Source organism: Methylobacterium sp. FW102-HT35C08 (genome assembly GCF_058790235.1).
On record NZ_JBYTCL010000002.1, the window covers coordinates 5,310,972 to 5,327,446 of the forward strand.

Consider the following 16,475-nt stretch of genomic DNA (forward strand, 5'->3'; position numbering starts at 1 on the left):
GTTCCCGGATAGCTGGTGGAACGCCGTACATACATCCGGATCGACCCTCGGCGCTCCCCAGAGTTGCCAACCGTGAATGAAAGATTAAGCTTGGCTGCTTAAGCAGTGACGAGGGGCATCGCCATGAAACTGATGCACCTACAGCACGAGAACAATTCTTCGCTGTCAATCGTCCTCTCGATGACAAACTATCCGTCGCAAGAGGCTGAGGCTCAGCAGGATCAGATGCGCCGTTTACGCAACGCGTGTGCGAGACAACGCGCCGCCCGGCTTCACCCATCAACCGTGCATGAGCGATTTGCAGGAGGCTCCATGATCCGCATCCGCGCAACCGACGATGGCACGTACACCGGGACAATGCTGTCTTGGTGACCGGCCTAACTCGCGACCAAGCCAACGCTGTCGCGCAGACGATCGGAGCTGTCGTAATGGGGTAAGCCCGGTCATTGGCTCGACCGTTGGTCAACAGGATCGACGTGGCCAGGGCTATCGAGATACACCCACAGTCCAAGAAGCTGCTGGTGGGCAAAGCTACGACGTCCGGTCTGCGCCGTACGATGGTCATGACCGCCGTGATTATGGGCTGGAGTGCACCCTGGTTGACCGGACAGGCGGCGGGGCGGGTTTAGGCACTCCGGCTGAGGTACTCTCGGGGCGAGAGCATGCGCAGTCCGGAGTGCGGGTGGATGGTGTTGTAATCCTCGAACCAAGTCGGCAGGAGCCGCATCACGGTCTCGGCGTCGGCCAAGATGGCGAGGTAGGCATAGTCGCGCTTCAGCGTCTTCACGAACGCCTCCGCGATGCCATTGCTCTGCGGCGAGCGCACCGGTCAGCATGGCTGCATGTCGCCGGTGGGTGTGCCGGTGGAACGTCAGCCGATGGCGGCGGGATCACGGCATTCCGCGCAATTGCGCATACTTGGTGAACCGTTCGTTTGCCCTCGCCGCCGGCCACTTACCGGCCCCTAAAGCGGCTCACGGGGGTCGTCTCGCCTGAAGATACGGCCTAACTCAGTCGGCAGCAGCCCCGGCATGAGAGGCCGCAGACGATAGGGAGAGCCGAGATGGCCGAACACGGATCCGGCGAGCGTGCGGCGCTCGATGCCGAGGTTGAGAAGACCCAAGGCACCATAGCGAAGCTCCGAGAAGCAGCCGAAGGCACGCCGCTAGGGCACAGTTCGCGGGTTGCTCTAAAGAAGTCCGAGGAAAGGCTGGCTGAGTTGGTGAAACAGCTGACCCGCCGAGACCAGACGGGTTAGAACGCCCTCAAGCGTAGGATCCACTGACCAGGTCTCCGAGCGTCTTCCGCCGGGATAGCGTCCGCCAGCGTCGCGTCTGATGCTCGGGCCGGTCATGGATCATGCGGCATCGCTGGCAGAAGGCCGCGAGGTTGGCGTCCGCGTTGTTCGAGGTGTCGTGGTCCCGGTGGGCAGCGGCGAGCGCGACCCGGGTACGACGGGCACGGCCGAGGATGTCAGCTTCCGCAGCGATCCCGATCCGCCTGCCCCAGCCATCGCGCCGCCGGCCGGCATCGGCGTCCCACCAGCGTCCGTCGCCGAGGTTGTAGACCATCCGTCCATGCGGCCGCCTGCAGCCTTCGCAGCAGCCTTTCGCCCGTCCGAACCGGATCACGGCCGAAAGCTGCGCCCAGTCGCTGGGGTAGAAGAAGCGGTGCTCGGACCGGATCGGCATGGTGGCCGCAATCTGCCACCGAGCTTGAAGAAAGCGTAGCCGCAGATCGGCCAGCCTCAACTATTCGATGCGTCAGTCGCCGCCGCCTCCTCCGCCATCTCCGCCACCGCAGCTTCCGCCGTCGCTGCTGCCAGAGCCGCTGTGCGAGCAGTGGTGCCCACCATGACTGCCAGAGAATGGGCTAGGGTCTGTGCCCTGACCTGGGAAGCTGCCAGTCCCGTCCGAGTAGCCGCTGCCACTGTAGGTGTAGCCGATCTTCGGGCGTCGCTCCCGCGTCAGCAGATTGAACAGGCTCGCGACTATCGCGATCGCCGCAATGACGAGCACCGCGAGTTCGAGCGACTGCTTGATGTCCATCAGAACCTCCGTCGGTTCGTCGGTCAGAACAGTATAGCACACTCGATCCGCACATCCGTCGGGTGACGGCGAAGGCTCAGCCGATCGCCCAGAACAACGGGAGTGCGCCCGCCAGGAACAGGGCCGAGGAGAGGAGCACGGCAAGGCGCTCGCGGTGGTGGAGAACGAAGGCGTGAGGGCTAGCGAACATAGGAGAGCCAAATCGGGGGTTAAGCCCTCACGCTGGCCGCTGAACCTTGACCAATCTGGGACACTCGGCGCTGTCCACAGCTGGTCGTCGACGCGTGTCACTGCCGAGTCACATGCTGGTGGATGTGCTGGGGCGCACCTCACGGGGGCTGGGCCAGGTGTACTCACCGTTCAAGGCCGTCATCGCCCCCTCGGCGGCCCGATCCAGCGGCGCAGTGACCTTCCGGGTTGCTGCGCCGTTGTCGTTCAAGGATGTCGGCGGCAGCGCCACCTCGCATCCCGTCAGCTGGCAAGCCGCTGCCCTTGCCGCTTGGCCTGCTCGAATTCCTGAAGGTCGATGGCCAGCTGGAGGATCTGAGCACTCTTCAGGCGCGACGGATCCATGACCGTACCGATGTTGTGCGCCAAGTAGATCTCCTGCACCTCCAGGGTGCGCAGGGCACCGCCCATTGTCCAGTTCGGGAAAGAGCGTGTGGATACATCCTGGACGTTGACGATCGTCGCGCCGGAGTGGCGGCTATCGCGCGCGATACGGTTATAAGTTTCCGTCACCTTGGCTCGTTCGCCCTCCAGGATTTGGAGAAACCAAGTTTTGTCGAAGATGAGGAAGCCGGTAACACCCTCGCGGCTGTTATTTCGTTGAGAGGCGGAGACGATCTCGCGCAGGTTCGTCAGCATGGCGCGATCGCCGCCCAGAACGGTGTTGCGGCTATAGTAAATAAGCTGGTGGATCATCGACGCTGCGTCCCTTTGAAGCCATGCCGGCTCCCTAAGCTCAGCGATAACGCCTGAGGCGTCGGATGATCCCGAGCAGATCGCAGACAAAGTGCGACAGGTGATTCCTTGAATAATAGGCTCTTAACAGAAGACTGGGATGAACCAACTGGTCTCGGCCGCCTTCCGAGGCGGCCAGCCTGTCGGACTGACCTCATCGACCGCCCTGAACGCCTCGCTGCACGATGACGCCGTACCAGCCCTGGCCGAGGTAGGTCTCGTAGCCCGGAGTTCGATGATAGGCGGTTAGTGTTCCGCTACGCGGATCCCGCTCCACACCGCTTTGCCGCCCGCCTAGATCAACCGCGAGCGTCTCGCTCAACACGCCCTGGCTATCGGAGGCGGCGAGCACCTGTCTGCGGCTGTCAATCAGCAGGACGCGGGTTCGGCTGCGATCCTCGGGTGACACGCGCACGCCTTCGACGATGGCGCGTGCCTGCGGCTCCCAGTCGAAGTGGATCGCGAGCACGCCTACCGGTCGCCCGTTTGCTTGACCGCCCTCGCGCACGCTCGCAGCGTAAGTCGCGACCTGTGCCCCACGGAGACCGGGCTCAAGGCAGACGTCGGCACAGACATAGTCGTCCCCGGAGGGCAGACGGGCGGCCTCGCGAAACCAGGGCTCACCGGCCACGCTGCGGCCGCGGACCTCCGGGTAGCGATCCGGCCGGCCGTTGGCCAGAACACGCCCGTCCAAGTCGCAGAGCCACAGATCGAGGTACACGGTGTAGGCCGACAGGATCACGCCGAGGCGCTGACTGGCATAAGTAGCCGCAGTGTCGTCCGGTGCTGCCGCGCAGGCGGTCACGGCCGCATCAGTGGCCCACCAGCGCACGTCGCAGGTGCGCTCGTAGAGGTTCCGGTCGATCAGCTCGACCGCATTCAGAGCCAAGTCGACGAGACGCTCGTCCTGCGCCCGACCAGCCATTGCGTCGACGGCTCGCTGCAGGTCGCTCACCCGCGCCGAGAGATGCGTCTCCAGTTCGCGAGCGAGCGTCTCCACCTCGCTACCGATGGCGCGCACCTCCTGAGCGACGACGGAGAAGCCGCGACCCTGTTCTCCCGCGCGCGCAGCTTCGATCAGCGCATTGAGGGCGAGCATCTTGGTCTGCGCGGTGATCTGCTGGATGCGGCCAGCCTTGTCCTGAGCGATGCGTCTGACCTCTTCAGTCAGAGCGGAAACGCTTGCCAGGGTGGAAGGAGCATCGTGCTTCGCCGGATCCGAGGCGATGGAGAGCGTGGCGTGGCGCATATTGATTGCCCGACGTGGGGATCCGCGTCAGGTGTATGACCCCGGACTATCCCGGCCCGTCACCTCCCCCTCACAGACGGGGCGAAACTGGTTGATCAGGGTTAAATATTAGCTAATCGAGCAATTAACTTAGGTTTCTACAACGATGGATTGCACTGATTTGCGCTGCGGGCGGTAGTCGGCGTGCAGCATCAACGGGTCCGACCATCTCTATGATCCGGTGAGCTGGCGGCACTCCTTGCGAGCTGCCTCCATTTGGCAGTCAGGGTAGGCGGCAAGATCCATCAGGCCGACACCCTTCGCGCACTTCGAGCTGGCTTCGATCCGCACCAGGGGGCAACGCGATCTCGCCGTCCGACACCTTCCGGATCGGCTTCTCAGGCGCCAGGTGGCTGAAACAATCGCGGCAGACTCGATCACGGGATCACGGCGCGTGGGCCGTACTGCGCCATGAGGATAGTGGCTGCGTTCACGCTACGGGCAATCAACGGATAGGAGAGAGGCCGCCTATCCCCGAGCCTCGAAGGCAGTCTCGGTCATCTCGAACCCGACCTTTTGCGGCCAGTGCGTCATGACGTTGGTGCAAGAGGTGCAGCGAGCGTCGTCCTCCGTCAGGACAAAGCTCCTCTCTGCCGAGGCCGCGTAGACGGCGCCGCAGGCGAGGCATTCGAGGCTCTCGCCGTGGTCATAATCGCTTTGCATATCCTGCCATGGCACGATCACGCGCTGAGACCAAGCGAGGCGAGGTCCGTTGCGCCGCAAGCTTTGATGCTACCGTCGTCGTTGCCGCTCTGATGCCGTCGCGATTGAGAGTGGCTCCACTGCTACCCCATAGGATTGGGACGAATATACGAGCCATCGCGTGGGCCAGGATCTGACCAGTAGCGTCCGCTTACGGGATGTCGCCACGGCCAGCTGAATGTCTTGGTCAGGCGCAAAGCGGCACATCCGCTTATCGGCGCTGAGTTTGGCCCCAGTGCTGGCGCTGTCATGAGCGAAGGGCCTCGCAATCCGGCAGCACTACCGGATCGTATGCTGATACCCATTGGCCCTGAGAGCGGGTGATCGCGCGCCGTTCTGACCTTTCCCCGCGTTTGACGGGTGTCCCGAAACGTTGCTACGAAGTTTCGACTCGGAGCGAGCAAAAGCCTTTAATTTGCAGTGGGCTCGAGCGTGCGGCGGCGAATCCACCCTCTCCGCCAACTATTTATTTTAAATCATTGTTTTAACTCAAGAAATCGGCCCCTTTGAAGCTGCGGGCCCACATTTTCAATTGGCTTGTTTCGGCCATTGGCGGACAATGACCTCGCGCGCGAGGGCCGACGCCTCGCCTCGATAGCAGCGATGAGGCACAGTAGGGTTGATGGTCGGCACGTAGCGGCCACGCTGATCTAGAGCCTCGCCCGATCATGTAGCAATGGCCACGTCGTCTCCGTATCCGGCGGCGGCGACGCAGTTGCGGCACTCGTGCGCTGTGAAGCGGGCAAGCGCCTGCCGGATGGCAGCCCACAGGTCGGGCACGGTGCGGGCTGCCCTAGTCCGGAGCAGGCGCTTGAGCTTGGAGACGATCTGCTCGATCGGATTGAAGTCGGGCGAATAGGGCGGGCGGTAGAGGAGCCGCGCCCCTGCCGCCTCGAGCGCCTCACGCGGCAGGCGTTCGCCGATTGGCAAGAGCGGCCGGCCCTGAACCTCATGCTGATGCTCTGGCGCTTCCTCAAGGACCTGACCGACCGCCAAGTTTTGATCCTGTGCGAAGGCTCGGCGATGGACCAGGCGATGCAGAAGCTGATGCCGATGTGCGAGTATGGCTTCCAGGGGCCTGAGGACGGCATTGCGGCCCAGGAGCAGGCTGGCGCGCTGCTCAGCCGTCTTCAGGCCGAGGGACTCTATCGCTGACCAGCACCCGGCACCTTGCCGCTTCTACGCCATAGCGGCTGTTTGCAGAAGGGAACGCTACGGAACGAGGCAGGGCGCGGCTTTCAGCGAACGCGCGTATTCCATCATGCGCCTCGGAACGGCCCGCATCCAGGCAGCCGACGATGCAGAAGCCTACCTACGACTTGATTGAGTGGTTTCGCGGTGGTCCGCTTCCGAGCGACGAGCGCATCGGAGCGGACCTCATTATGACATTGGCGTTCGACCCACCGTAGTCATATCAGTCGAGATATCATTTCGCGAACACTTCCTTGGCAGCAAACAAGCCGTTCAGAGCCGCGGGAAAGCCTGCGTAGACAGCCATCTGCATAATGATCTCGGTAATTTCCTCGCGCGAGAGACCAACATTAAGGCCCGCCTCAATGTGAACCATGAGCTGCGGGGCCGCGTTGCCCATCGCCGTTAGAGCCGCGATGGTGGCGATTTCGCGGGCGCGCAGGTCAAGGCCGGGGCGGCTGTAGATGTCGCCAAAGGGGAATTCGAGCAGATAGGTCGCGAAATCAGGGGCAATCTCGGCGAGCGAGGCGACGACATGCTCTCCGGCCTGGCCATCGATCTCAGCGAGCGCCCGCCGTCCGCGTTCGAGCCGGCTTTCGCCGCCGCTGTGGTGGGATTTCGTCATAGGCCTGTGTCCTCTCGTCCGGACCGGCGTAGCCGGCGATCTTGGTGTCGAGGACGAGGAGGCAGGCTTGTAGATCAGCCACATGGGCGCGGACGCGCTCAAAGTGCTGCTCCAGCATGTCACGTCGCTCAGCCTCCGTGACGCCGCCGCTCTCCCGCAAGGCTGCGTAGCGCAGCATCTCCCGGATCGGCATTCCGGTCGTCTTGAGACGGCCGAGGAACGCGATCCAGGTCAGGATCGATGCATCGTAGTCACGTTGGCTCGATTGGTCCCGGTCGGCATAGGGCAGCAGCCCGATCCGCTCGTAATAGCGGATAGTGTGAGCGGACAATCCCGAATGCTTCGCCAGTTTCCCAATCTTCATGAGCACCGTTCTCGCCACAACGCGTCTGCGGCTAGGAGTTTGAGTGCGCTCTAAGTCAAGGCCCTATTTGAGCCGCTATGGGGAAGCGCTGATAGCGCCGCAGGCAACCGGATTGGGTTGCAAGCAGCCCGTCCGGATCTGGACGAGGCGTCGAGGTGCGATCGCGATCCTGAGCCGGCCATTCCCATAACATGCGGTATGAACCTGGATCTGAAACCAACCCCGCTCGCCAGCGATACGAGAGGCTGCCCTTGACGGCGTGGTCGCTCGTCCGCGCCCCGATCTGGCCGTCGTAGCTCAAACCCATCACTGTTCCCGGCGCCACCGCCCAGTTTAGACCTGCGGTCACCATGGCCGCGTCCGGGGCCAGCGGCGCGCCGGCCGTCCGGAAGGCCGTGCTGCCGCGGAACGCCAGCAGCGCGGCCGGCACCACGTCCCCGAACGCCCGCCGGTAGCCGATCAGACCCTGCGCCAACAGTGGGCCGGCGTTCCCGAACAGATCTGCCACCACTATCTGTGCCTGAACGCCTGCCGTGGCCGTCTCGATCATGTCGGTCCGCCCGAATACTGCCAGCGCCGCCGAGCCGGCCGTCTCGGTAAAGCGGTCCTGGCGCAAGCGCAGCGCCGCCTCGCCTACGAACGGCTCGACGTAGCGCTCCGCCCCGCCGATTCGGTAGCCTACCTCGCCGAAGCCTTGCAGCGTGCTGCCTCCGTCGCGGCCGCTGACTGCCTGCGAGAAGCCCGGGAACAGCACCGCACGGCGGGTGTCGAGAGCGTTCCTGCCATGCATGGCTCCGAGCCGGACCTGCACGGGTCCAAGCGTTCCGGTGACATAAGCGGCGCCGAAGCTGCCCTCGATCCGACCGGGCGACTGGCGGGTGGTCGCGTCGAACTGCGTGACGCCGGAGCCGCCCGCCACGCCGAGGCGTCAGCCGTCGAGGCCGGAGCACGTCGCCGAGCACGGCCGGGCCGGTCTCGGCGCCGAGCACGAAGCCGCCGGACTCCCGGGTGAGGCGGGCGGTGTTGTGAGTGGCGTCACTCGCATCGAACACCCCGAAGGCCGAGCCCCAGAAGGTGTAGCGCGGCGCGAGCGGCCGCACCGGCACGAGGCCGGTGGCAGGTTCGTCCCGGGTGAAGGCAGTGTAGCCGGCCGGCAGGGTGGTGCCGGGGGCGAAGCTCTGGCCGGCAGCGCCTGTCAGGCCGGGACTGCCGGCCGAATCGGCGCCGAAGCGCAGGTGTTCGAGCAGGGTGCCGTGCGCGGCGAGGGCGCTCTGCGCCCGCACCATCACCGCCGAGCCCTGGATCTCGCCCGACAGGCTGTTGAGCGCCCGCACGACGCCGGACGCGGTCTGGATCAGGAGCGCCGTGGTCACCTGCGCGGCCGGGCTCGAGACGACCGTCGTCGTGCCGGATTGCGGGAGGCGAATCTCGGCCAACCCTACGGTGCAGTCACGATCGGCGACGGCGCCGCCCTGGAGGCGATGGCGAGCTTCACGTCAGCGCGCCCACTCACCCTGCAAGGTGTCTCGGGTCTGGCCATCGACCCGGCTCAGACCCTGACGGTGTCGAACGTCGTGTCCGGTCCGGGGATTTTGTTCAAGCTCGGGCTCGGCACGTTGACGCTGAGCGGCACGAACACCTCCTCGGGCGGCGTCGTCCTGGCGGGCGGCACCCTCTCGGTGTCGCGCGACACCAACCTTGGCGCCGCCAGCGGTCCCCTCGCCTTCGACGGCGGAACCCTCCAGGTCACCGGTAACGCCTTCACCGCACGGGATGATCACCTACCGGTGTTCGTTCGGCGACTTGGTCACGACCGTGCCGCTGGCATTCCGGGGGACCGGGGCACGGTTCACGAGCCGGGGCCTTCCGATCGACCGGGATGCGCTGGTGAGTGAGGTTGGGCTCAAGGTTACGCTGGCGCCGGGCCTGAGCGCCCGGCTGTCCTATACCGGGCAGATTGGGGAACGCGCCCAGGATCACGTCGCCAAGGGACGCTTGGTGTACAAGTTTTAAAGAAATTGGTCGTGAGGCTTGCGCCCTGAAAACATCCTCCACACGGCGCAAAGCCATACCTCAGGGAGGACCGCTTTCTAAGGGTGTAGGCCAGTTTTCGGCGTGCGATTGTTGATCCATCAAACTATATACAATAGACGATCGAATCTTCCAGCCTGCGCTGCTGAATGGCAGGTTGTAGGCCAGGGCTGCGGATGTAACCTCTGTTCTCGACCGAAGGATGTCATCTTGGTATTGCCTTCCGCCGATGGCGGGAAATGATGTGCAGCCAGCTGGTGCCGAACGAGATCCGGCAACTTGACGCTGCGCCATTGCAAGGTTGGATCGAGTTCACCGCGTTCGAACCTTTGCAAATTACGCGAAGCGTTCAGAGCTCCGCTCACACCGAAGTAATACCCGAGGCAGTTCGGCGGAACGGCCGGGACGATCGCCTCTATGCGCTCTTAACTCAACGCGGCTGCCATGCCGTCCAGCAGAACCAGCGTGAGGCGGTGAGCCGGGGATTTCGTCGTGCTCGATCATCGAACGGGCGTAAGCGAAATTCGGCATGCTGGCTTACGGCTGCGGCTTCAGTAGCCAGGCGCATTTCGCCCGCCGCTTCAAAGATCGCTACGCCATGAACCCGCGTGAGTACCGGCACGCGCACAGGCGGGATGTGCATTCGGTCGCGTCCGCTTTCCGGCTGTCGTCCTCGTTAGCTGAGGGACTTCGTGTGAGCGCCTCGGACGGATGCCGATCTGCCATAGAGCTTCCGGCTGAAAGCCGACGTACCGCAATGCGCCCATCTCGGACGCTCAGCCAACTCTTGCGGCATCCGCGAAGCGGACGTTTGACCGTCTCGGCTTGTGCGTCCCAGTTGCGCCACTTCGAAGCCGCTGACGGGAGCGGCCGCAACGGGCGCCCGCCACCCAACCGCAGCCATTGGTCGAAAATTCCACGCTGGGCGGCCATAACATCATGGGACGCATCGATGACGGGCTCTGCGCCGTCGCGGATGAAGGGCTCACAAAGCCATGAGCTAGACAGCGCGACCCAGCGAGGCGTGCCGCGCCCGAGTCACCGTCAGCCATATCGCCGAGACCAGAAAGTAAAAGGCGCCGAAGGCGGCGTAAGGCGCGATGTCCGTAATCCCAGGGACCGTAGGGCCATTCGCCTTCACAACGAAGTGGGTGCCCGCCAGCGCTGACTGCGCCCCGCTCAGGATCATCGCCCACTGAGCGCCCGTGCTCCAGCGCCGAACGCCGGTAGCAAGCTGCAGCAGACCAGCTAGGATAGCCCAGGCGCCGAATACGGCGAGCACCACGTAAGGGCTTTGCCGCAGGGCAAGAGCCGCCGCTAGCGCGGTGACGATGCTGACGACCGCGTTGAGGGCCTGACTGGGGTTGCGAGCCAGTCCGCCGCTGTGGCGGGCATCGGCGAGGTTTGCGGCGGCATCCCAAGCCGGATAGGCGACCAAGAGCGCTGCCGCGAAAGGAGGCGTGCTGCGCCCGATGGTGTAGGCCGCCGCAACCCAGGCCGCGGCAACGCCCGCGCGAACGAAGTAATAGGAGGTCAACCAGCGTGGTGTTGTAAGAGGTATCATCGCCTTGTCTTTCGTGCTGGGTTATCCGCGCCGAGGATCGGCAAAGCGCCGATCAAGCGGAGCGACGAGTAGGCGCACGGGTGCGATCCCAGAATATCGCTCGCCATCAATGGGATAGGCGCCGTCGTCGGAGGACTTCGTAAAACCCTCAATCGATACAGGCCATGACGGGAACGCGGGAAAACTTGATCAATCCTCCGGACGCCGGTTCGCGCGGCGCCTCCGGCGATCTTCTCTCGCACGTGTTGGCGCAGATCCGCCTCACCGGGGACCAAGTCCAAGCGCGCACCGTCGCGCAGGCGGCCCGGCTGGAGCTTGAGATTGACGCGGCCTATGTCCTTGTGGTCGCGGAAGGCTCTCTTCGCATCAGCGCCGGTGATGCGCTCACCATGATCGACGTGGGCGACCTGGTGCTTCTACCCCGCGGCCCCGGGGCGTCACGCCTTGAGGCACCGCACGGGCAGGCGGTCGCCATCGTCTGCCGATTTTGGTTCGACCCCTACAGCCTGCGAGGCATGATTTCCGCCCTGCCGGAGCGCATCCACATCTGCCACGCCGACGGGGCGGAATGGCTCGACGGTATGGTCCCCTTCATGATGCGTGAGACCGTCGACGCGCAGCCCGGGGCTGCCCTGATGATCTCTCGGATCATCGACCTGCTCGTCATTCGTACCCTGCGCACGTGGGTGCATCTCGGGCACACGTCCGGATGGCTTGGCGGCTTATCCGACGCGCGCATCGCGCGTGCGCTCAAAGTTATGCACGAGCGGCCGATGCGGCCCTGGAGCGTCGAGGAACTGGCCGAGGTGGCGGGGATGTCCCGTTCGAGTTTCGCCGAGCGCTTCACCGAACTCGTCGGACGCGCACCGCTGCGCTATCAGAACGAGTGGCGGCTCGGTCTTGCCCGGGACATGCTCATGCGGCGTGAGGCGCGCGTTGGCGAGATCGGACTGCGGGTTGGCTACGAGTCGGAGGCTGCCTTCAGCCGTGCCTACAAGGCGTTGTTCGGGCATCCGCCGCGGGACGAGGCGTGAGGCTTGCAACCGTTTCACGGCGGATGGCTTCGCCGACGTCCGCTTCGGCGATCGTTAGCCGAGGCAACCGACGACCGACTTGGACCGATAGGCGGCCGTCCGCTGTTCCGGCGACGCTGAACTGAAGCAGCCATTCCCCGTTCGGTCAGACTTCGCCACGCCGGATTGCCAGCGCGCAAGACCGGACGTTCGGCTTGGCGCCCATCCCGACGATTCAGCTGACTGTGGCGACTTCCAGTAAGCGGACGTTGCAAGCTACGATCAGCCAATAGCGCTGCGCGGTGTGCTTCAGGCCGCATGCACGCGGTCTGAGTCGGATCGCGGGTGCGGGGCGGCCTGATGGATCGACTCCGGGACGGGAAGGGGCTGCGCGGATGTCGGTCAGCAGGGTGGACCTCGTGGACGCGGGCTCGCCGGAGGCGCTCGTCAAACGCATCCTACAGGCCGAGCCGAACCTTCCGGTGCCCGTGCCGATCCAAGAGCTGTGCGCACGACTCGGCATCCTCCGGATCGAGAACCTCGACGCCGACGAGTTCGAGGGTGGCCTCGTTACCGACGCGAAGCGATCTGAAGGCACCATCCTCGCCAAGCGCGGGGGCGAACCGCGTCGCCGCTTCACGATCGCACATCAACTCGGCCACTTCCTGATGGCGCACCACGTCCCGGATCAGCCCGGGCGGTTCCTGTGCAAGAGTTCTGACCTGCTCCGCGTCACAGCGAAGGAGGGCGATCAGCGGCAACGCAGGGAGGTCGAGGCCAACCGCTTCGCCACCCTCATGCTGATGCCTCCCCACCTGCTGCGGGGAGCGATGGCGGCCTTTCGCGAGCCGGATCTGGAGCACGTTCTTGTGCTCGCGCGCGACTTCGCGGTCGGCAAGGAGGCGGCGGCTCGGGCCTACGTACAATACCATCCCGATCGGATCGCCATCGTCGTGGCGGGCAATGGCCGGGTGCAGCGGTGCTACCGGAGCCTCTCCTTTCCCGCCATCACCTGCGCGGTCGGCAGCCCGGTCCCGACAGGCTCGCTCTTTCACAGCAGCCCACATCGGCCGAACATCGTGAGCGACACCGCCGCGTGCAGTCCCGATCTCTGGATCGACGTGAAGCGCGACCTCCGCGCGCCAGGCCTCTATGAGCAGGTGTACCGTCAGCAGAACGGCTTTGCGATGATCCTGCTGCGTCTGGACGCTGTCCCGGAGGAGAGCGCTGAGGAGCGCAGGCTGAATGAGGGCTGGCGTCACCGCTTCCACTCGGGGCGACGGTAGGCAAGATCCGGCTCTGACGGAACAGCCCTGACGGCCCTAACCTGCTGCTTCGTCAGAGCGGGCCGTACCGCCGTCCCGTCGCTGATCCGGCGCACTCCCGAGGTTGGTCGGGGAGCAATGAGGTCATGAATGGCGCGAACTGACGACAGCCTTCGGCCGCTCCTCAACCAAGCGGCGGCAGAGGAAGCGTTCCTCGACCGTGTCGGCCTCACCGAGGATGCCGAGCTGAACGCGACGGGCAGCGCGCCTGCGACGTCTCCTGCCGTGTCGTTGATGATCACGAACCGTCAGCGGGCGGCGCTTCGTGAGCTTGGCTTTTCCGAAGAAGCCATTCGGCAGATGACGCCCGCCGAGGCGCATGGGAAGCTGGGATTGGCCTAGCCGCCGTCCCCACAGTGCATATCAAGCGCTTCGAGGCGCCTGCCGACCTCATCCAAGAAGCGGCGTACGCTCACCATGTGCCTCCTCCGCCGCCGATAACCGCCGACAGCCGAGCGCTCGTATATTGGGGATGGTGGCGCCAAAACCGGCGAAAAGGCAGGATCGACCCTGGATTTTGTTCCTGTTTTGTTCTAAATGGCCTCACGGATCGAGCCCCTGTTCAACCCCTCGGTTGCTCCGAGCTACCCCGTGTCATGGCCGATACCGAAATCCCGCCACTCAGCCCCGACGACGCCAAGCTGATCCGCAATGAGCGGGCGAAGCTGACGGCGATGTGGGTCAACGGGGTCGCAGTCGCCTCCGTGGCTGTCGGCGGCATCTCCCCGTCAGTGGCAATCTTCTCGGGCACCGCCAGCGCGCTTACAGCCAGCACTCTCCTGGTTGGTTGGAGTCTCCTGGCAGGTATACTACATCTGGTGGCTAGACGCCTGCTCGGAGCCCTGCGCGCGTGAGCCTGACGCTCGCACAGATGGTTGTTCTTTTTCTCGGCCCGCTCGTCCTGGCGACGATGGTCGCCGTCGTCCTGTGGCTGACGCATGAGAGAGAATCCGACCGCCTCAAGCGCGCTGAAGCGGATCGCGCGATTTGGCTCAAATATCAAGACGAGCGGAAAGTGCCCGGAGAGTAGTTTCTCTCCCTGTCTGTTGGTCCGCCAACGTATAAAATTGATCATCATCCGATTTCGCCAAGACAGCGAGTTTGTCTTGGCGGTTGGTGTAGCTTTCGCGAGGAGTTGCGAGGTTTGCTCTTGCGTGGCTCAGCCCGGGTGCGGTCCCATCCGGCGGCGGTCATGCTCGATGGCGAACACATGACTGTAGAGGTTCGCCACCCAGCTCCTCCCCTCAACCGTGAGATCGAGAAAGCGAATCGCGTCCCCGATGACCGGTTCGATCTTGCCCCAGAAGAACGCCGGGTATCGCTCCGCGAGGTCCGCCGGGTTCGCATAGCCGAGCTGGTCAGCCAGGCCGACCTCGGCGAACTCGTGGAACAGCGCGTTCAGTTTACGAGGGTAGAGCGGATCGCCAAGTTGCCCGATCAGGTCAGCCGCACGCATCAAGCCGGCTTCGGTCCCGGTTTCCCGGTGCTCGTCGTCCGCAGGCACGGGGAAACGGGTCAACTCGATGGCGCGGATCACCCGCTGCGCATCGACGAGGTCATTCGTGCCGAAGCGCTCCTGCACTGCCAGCTTCGAGCGCTCGATGTGGTAAGGTGCCAGCGCTGCATCGGACGCACCTCGTGGCAGACCGATGGTGGTGCCCTGCGCGTCGATGACGAAGGCGTTCGCCCGGTCGCCTGAGCAGACACCACGCACGTAGCCGATGTCATGGTACAGGGCCGCCAGGATCATGTGCAGCCAATCCTCCGGCGTGATGCCCTTGTCGAGGAACCGGCCGCGCAGGATGTCCTGAGCGACGAGGGTGACGAGAGCCGTGTGGTCGCCGTCATGGTAGAGCGCATCGCTGCCGACGATCCGCTCGATGGTCAGACGTGCGGACGCCTCGATCACCTCGGCAAAACGTGGCTCGCGACTGCCGAAGGTGCGCTGATACGTTAGAGCGAGGTGCTCGCCGAGCGCGTCGGCCAGCATCTTCGTCACATCGAACATGACCGATATCCCGCACATCGAGCAAACGCCGATTTTGGCTGTCGCGTCGGTCTGCATCATGACATCAAGTGAGCGGCAGCCCATATCGGGAACTCGCCCTCTGAGCGTCGAGGCATCAAGCTCCAGGTAGGCTCGTATGATTCCACAGCCGCTGTAGCCGCGCTCGTTCTCTAGCTCAGCCGATATCATCAAGCGCCGTTTCGGCAGCCTCAACCGGAGGCCGAAGCACCAGTCAGGCTAGGCTGCCGTTGCGGTTCCTCGCATCCCTTTGCACGCCTCACCGCCAGGTCGGTTGAGACCCTTTCCAGATCACGTGAAACCAAACCGATAGGATTCCCCATGGCCGGCCTTAAAGACAAACGTGGCTTCATCGACAAGGACCGACTTGATCTGTCGGAACGCAAGGCTGTCGAGTTTTGGATGAAGCGCTGGGGCGTCACGCAGGACCAGCTCACGGCGGCGCATCGGAAGGTCGGTCGAATGACCAAGGATATCGCCGCCGAGTTGGGCAAAAAGCGTTAGGGGCGCGCTCGCCACAACAGGGTAGCTCCTCAGGGGACGTCGTTGATGGATAGGCCGCACCCTGATCGTGTTCGGACCAGCGCCCTGGATTTCTGGTTGGCCCGAAGCGCCGTCGCCTGCGTTGCCGCCCTCCAACTGCTCGTTGTGAACGACTTCTCGCTCGGACCGCGCTGGCTTGCCCCGACGCTCGAACTCGCGCTGCTGGTGCCACTCTCGGCCGCCACGGCCTGGAACCAGGGCCGGGCGCGGCGCGCCACGACGGACGCACACTGGGCCGAGGTCCACCGCCACCATCGCCTGATCCGCAGGATGGCACTCTTCATGACTGCGCTGGTCACCGTGACCAACACCGCCGCCCTCGCGGCCCTGGTCCACGCCCTCCTGAACGGCAAGGCAGCCGGCGGCCCGACCTTACTGATCGATGCCCTCAACATCTGGGGCACCAATGTCGTGATCTTCGCCCTTTGGTTCTGGACGACAGATCGCGGTGGTGCGGCTTTGCGCGGCCATCCGAGTGCGCGGGATCCGGACTTTCTGTTCCCACAAATGACGCTTCCGCAGCAGGATGCGGAAGCCCCGTTCGTGCCGGGCTTCGTAGACTATCTGTTTCTGGCCTTCACCAACGCCACCGCCTTCTCACCCACTGACACGCTGCCGCTGACGCCGCGTGCGAAATTGCTGATGATGGCTGAGGCGTTGATCTCCCTGCTTACTGTGGCCCTTGTCGCCGCACGCGCCGTCAACATCCTCGCATAGTCAGGCCGCGGACCTCGATGGGTACTACGACGCCGGATCAACCGATCGCCCGTGGGAAACGAGCCGACCTCCTCC

At 64.3% G+C, this 16,475-nt stretch carries 20 protein-coding genes and 4 pseudogenes; 12 read left to right on the forward strand and 12 right to left on the reverse strand.

What is annotated here, in order from left to right:
• Window positions 1–123 precede the first annotated feature (123 nt).
• Window positions 124–372 carry a hypothetical protein gene (locus AC3WSN_RS25370; protein ID WP_492541750.1) on the forward strand — a complete coding sequence of 83 codons (249 nt, stop codon included), beginning with the start codon at window positions 124–126 and terminating at the stop codon, window positions 370–372.
• Between the two features lie 253 nt (window positions 373–625).
• On the opposite strand, the pseudogene AC3WSN_RS25375 reads toward AC3WSN_RS25370, so the two are convergent.
• Window positions 626–829: pseudogene (locus AC3WSN_RS25375) on the reverse strand (integrase core domain-containing protein); the annotation flags it as partial.
• Window positions 830–1,063: 234 nt separating this feature from the next.
• On the opposite strand from AC3WSN_RS25375, the gene AC3WSN_RS25380 reads away from it, so the two are divergent.
• A complete protein-coding gene (locus AC3WSN_RS25380; protein WP_492541751.1) occupies window positions 1,064–1,258 on the forward strand; it encodes a hypothetical protein in 195 nt (64 codons plus the stop codon).
• A gap of 7 nt (window positions 1,259–1,265) precedes the next feature.
• Here AC3WSN_RS25380 and AC3WSN_RS25385 read toward each other — a convergent pair whose 3' ends face one another.
• The 6 genes and pseudogenes from AC3WSN_RS25385 to AC3WSN_RS25410 all read right to left on the reverse strand — a co-directional run.
• A complete protein-coding gene (locus AC3WSN_RS25385) occupies window positions 1,266–1,691 on the reverse strand; it encodes a hypothetical protein (protein WP_492541753.1) in 426 nt (141 codons plus the stop codon).
• Between the two features lie 72 nt (window positions 1,692–1,763).
• The gene (locus AC3WSN_RS25390; protein ID WP_492541755.1) at window positions 1,764–2,048 is read right to left on the reverse strand and encodes a hypothetical protein; all 285 of its coding nucleotides are present in this window, start codon (window positions 2,046–2,048) and stop codon (window positions 1,764–1,766) included.
• 471 nt (window positions 2,049–2,519) lie between these two features.
• A complete protein-coding gene (locus AC3WSN_RS25395) occupies window positions 2,520–2,972 on the reverse strand; it encodes a BLUF domain-containing protein (protein ID WP_192711564.1) in 453 nt (150 codons plus the stop codon).
• A 193-nt stretch (window positions 2,973–3,165) separates the two neighbouring features.
• A complete protein-coding gene (locus AC3WSN_RS25400; RefSeq protein WP_492541757.1) occupies window positions 3,166–4,260 on the reverse strand; it encodes a methyl-accepting chemotaxis protein in 1,095 nt (364 codons plus the stop codon).
• 210 nt (window positions 4,261–4,470) lie between these two features.
• A pseudogene (locus AC3WSN_RS25405) lies at window positions 4,471–4,712 on the reverse strand (pyocin activator PrtN family protein).
• A 955-nt stretch (window positions 4,713–5,667) separates the two neighbouring features.
• A pseudogene (locus AC3WSN_RS25410) lies at window positions 5,668–5,907 on the reverse strand (transposase); the annotation flags it as partial.
• Window positions 5,908–6,024: 117 nt separating this feature from the next.
• Here AC3WSN_RS25410 and AC3WSN_RS25415 point away from each other — a divergent pair.
• The gene (locus tag AC3WSN_RS25415) at window positions 6,025–6,156 is read left to right on the forward strand and encodes a hypothetical protein (protein ID WP_492541759.1); all 132 of its coding nucleotides are present in this window, start codon (window positions 6,025–6,027) and stop codon (window positions 6,154–6,156) included.
• A gap of 271 nt (window positions 6,157–6,427) precedes the next feature.
• Here AC3WSN_RS25415 and AC3WSN_RS25420 read toward each other — a convergent pair whose 3' ends face one another.
• The 3 genes from AC3WSN_RS25420 to AC3WSN_RS25430 are packed head-to-tail and all read right to left on the reverse strand — an operon-like array spanning window position 6,428 to window position 8,100.
• Window positions 6,428–6,817 carry a carboxymuconolactone decarboxylase family protein gene (locus AC3WSN_RS25420; protein WP_492541760.1) on the reverse strand — a complete coding sequence of 130 codons (390 nt, stop codon included), beginning with the start codon at window positions 6,815–6,817 and terminating at the stop codon, window positions 6,428–6,430.
• A complete protein-coding gene (locus tag AC3WSN_RS25425; protein ID WP_492543249.1) occupies window positions 6,753–7,181 on the reverse strand; it encodes a MerR family transcriptional regulator in 429 nt (142 codons plus the stop codon). The genes AC3WSN_RS25420 and AC3WSN_RS25425 overlap by 65 nt, the downstream gene beginning before the upstream one ends.
• A gap of 55 nt (window positions 7,182–7,236) precedes the next feature.
• Entirely contained in the window at window positions 7,237–8,100 is an 864-nt protein-coding gene (locus tag AC3WSN_RS25430; RefSeq protein ID WP_492541761.1) for an autotransporter outer membrane beta-barrel domain-containing protein, read from the reverse strand.
• Here AC3WSN_RS25430 and AC3WSN_RS25435 point away from each other — a divergent pair.
• Together AC3WSN_RS25435 and AC3WSN_RS25440 are read left to right on the forward strand one after the other, a co-directional pair.
• Window positions 8,060–9,076 (forward strand): autotransporter-associated beta strand repeat-containing protein, encoded by a 1,017-nt coding sequence (locus tag AC3WSN_RS25435; RefSeq protein WP_492541763.1) that lies wholly within the window; start codon window positions 8,060–8,062, stop codon window positions 9,074–9,076. The two genes, AC3WSN_RS25430 and AC3WSN_RS25435, sit on opposite strands and share 41 nt — an antisense overlap.
• 662 nt (window positions 9,077–9,738) lie before the next feature.
• A pseudogene (locus AC3WSN_RS25440) lies at window positions 9,739–9,837 on the forward strand (helix-turn-helix domain-containing protein); the annotation flags it as partial.
• 375 nt (window positions 9,838–10,212) lie between these two features.
• Here the strand turns inward: AC3WSN_RS25440 and AC3WSN_RS25445 are convergent.
• Window positions 10,213–10,776, reverse strand: coding sequence for a DUF308 domain-containing protein (locus AC3WSN_RS25445; RefSeq protein WP_492541765.1), 564 nt, complete (start codon window positions 10,774–10,776; stop codon window positions 10,213–10,215).
• A 164-nt stretch (window positions 10,777–10,940) separates the two neighbouring features.
• On the opposite strand from AC3WSN_RS25445, the gene AC3WSN_RS25450 reads away from it, so the two are divergent.
• The 5 genes from AC3WSN_RS25450 (at window position 10,941) to AC3WSN_RS25470 (ending at window position 14,144) form a co-directional block, all read left to right on the forward strand.
• Window positions 10,941–11,810 carry an AraC family transcriptional regulator gene (locus tag AC3WSN_RS25450; RefSeq protein ID WP_192706003.1) on the forward strand — a complete coding sequence of 290 codons (870 nt, stop codon included), beginning with the start codon at window positions 10,941–10,943 and terminating at the stop codon, window positions 11,808–11,810.
• 398 nt (window positions 11,811–12,208) lie between these two features.
• Window positions 12,209–13,075: an ImmA/IrrE family metallo-endopeptidase gene (locus tag AC3WSN_RS25455; protein ID WP_492541767.1), complete on the forward strand. Its 867-nt coding sequence runs from the start codon at window positions 12,209–12,211 to the stop codon at window positions 13,073–13,075.
• A gap of 129 nt (window positions 13,076–13,204) precedes the next feature.
• Complete coding sequence (locus AC3WSN_RS25460; protein ID WP_492541769.1) at window positions 13,205–13,456, forward strand: hypothetical protein; 252 nt, start codon at window positions 13,205–13,207, stop codon at window positions 13,454–13,456.
• Between the two features lie 254 nt (window positions 13,457–13,710).
• Window positions 13,711–13,968, forward strand: coding sequence for an amino acid transporter (locus AC3WSN_RS25465; protein ID WP_192711721.1), 258 nt, complete (start codon window positions 13,711–13,713; stop codon window positions 13,966–13,968).
• Entirely contained in the window at window positions 13,965–14,144 is a 180-nt protein-coding gene (locus AC3WSN_RS25470; protein ID WP_192711722.1) for a hypothetical protein, read from the forward strand. Before AC3WSN_RS25465 ends, AC3WSN_RS25470 begins: the two co-directional genes overlap by 4 nt.
• 129 nt (window positions 14,145–14,273) lie before the next feature.
• Here the strand turns inward: AC3WSN_RS25470 and AC3WSN_RS25475 are convergent, their stop codons facing one another.
• Window positions 14,274–15,122, reverse strand: coding sequence for a metal-dependent phosphohydrolase (locus AC3WSN_RS25475; RefSeq protein ID WP_238199532.1), 849 nt, complete (start codon window positions 15,120–15,122; stop codon window positions 14,274–14,276).
• Between the two features lie 339 nt (window positions 15,123–15,461).
• Here AC3WSN_RS25475 and AC3WSN_RS25480 point away from each other — a divergent pair, with 339 nt between their 5' ends.
• Together AC3WSN_RS25480 and AC3WSN_RS25485 are read left to right on the forward strand one after the other, a co-directional pair.
• Entirely contained in the window at window positions 15,462–15,644 is a 183-nt protein-coding gene (locus AC3WSN_RS25480) for a DUF3606 domain-containing protein (RefSeq protein WP_003600567.1), read from the forward strand.
• A 96-nt stretch (window positions 15,645–15,740) separates the two neighbouring features.
• Window positions 15,741–16,400, forward strand: a complete 660-nt coding sequence (locus AC3WSN_RS25485; RefSeq protein WP_492541774.1) for a hypothetical protein — start codon at window positions 15,741–15,743, stop codon at window positions 16,398–16,400.
• The last annotated feature ends 75 nt before the right edge of the window (window positions 16,401–16,475 follow it).

What these genes read in the sequence shown, in the direction of transcription:
- AC3WSN_RS25460 (WP_492541769.1), top strand. Translation starts at nt 13,205, where the DNA reads ATGGCGCGAACTGACGACAGCCTTCGGCCGCTCCTCAACCAAGCGGCG.
- AC3WSN_RS25415 (WP_492541759.1), top strand. Translation starts at nt 6,025, where the DNA reads ATGGACCAGGCGATGCAGAAGCTGATGCCGATGTGCGAGTATGGCTTC.
- AC3WSN_RS25465 (WP_192711721.1), top strand. Translation starts at nt 13,711, where the DNA reads ATGGCCGATACCGAAATCCCGCCACTCAGCCCCGACGACGCCAAGCTG.
- AC3WSN_RS25370 (WP_492541750.1), top strand. Translation starts at nt 124, where the DNA reads ATGAAACTGATGCACCTACAGCACGAGAACAATTCTTCGCTGTCAATC.
- AC3WSN_RS25380 (WP_492541751.1), top strand. Translation starts at nt 1,064, where the DNA reads ATGGCCGAACACGGATCCGGCGAGCGTGCGGCGCTCGATGCCGAGGTT.
- AC3WSN_RS25390 (WP_492541755.1), bottom strand. Translation starts at nt 2,048, where the DNA reads ATGGACATCAAGCAGTCGCTCGAACTCGCGGTGCTCGTCATTGCGGCG.
- AC3WSN_RS25420 (WP_492541760.1), bottom strand. Translation starts at nt 6,817, where the DNA reads ATGACGAAATCCCACCACAGCGGCGGCGAAAGCCGGCTCGAACGCGGA.
- AC3WSN_RS25385 (WP_492541753.1), bottom strand. Translation starts at nt 1,691, where the DNA reads ATGCCGATCCGGTCCGAGCACCGCTTCTTCTACCCCAGCGACTGGGCG.
- AC3WSN_RS25480 (WP_003600567.1), top strand. Translation starts at nt 15,462, where the DNA reads ATGGCCGGCCTTAAAGACAAACGTGGCTTCATCGACAAGGACCGACTT.
- AC3WSN_RS25425 (WP_492543249.1), bottom strand. Translation starts at nt 7,181, where the DNA reads ATGAAGATTGGGAAACTGGCGAAGCATTCGGGATTGTCCGCTCACACT.
- AC3WSN_RS25400 (WP_492541757.1), bottom strand. Translation starts at nt 4,260, where the DNA reads ATGCGCCACGCCACGCTCTCCATCGCCTCGGATCCGGCGAAGCACGAT.
- AC3WSN_RS25445 (WP_492541765.1), bottom strand. Translation starts at nt 10,776, where the DNA reads ATGATACCTCTTACAACACCACGCTGGTTGACCTCCTATTACTTCGTT.
- AC3WSN_RS25475 (WP_238199532.1), bottom strand. Translation starts at nt 15,122, where the DNA reads ATGTTCGATGTGACGAAGATGCTGGCCGACGCGCTCGGCGAGCACCTC.
- AC3WSN_RS25395 (WP_192711564.1), bottom strand. Translation starts at nt 2,972, where the DNA reads ATGATCCACCAGCTTATTTACTATAGCCGCAACACCGTTCTGGGCGGC.
- AC3WSN_RS25450 (WP_192706003.1), top strand. Translation starts at nt 10,941, where the DNA reads ATGACGGGAACGCGGGAAAACTTGATCAATCCTCCGGACGCCGGTTCG.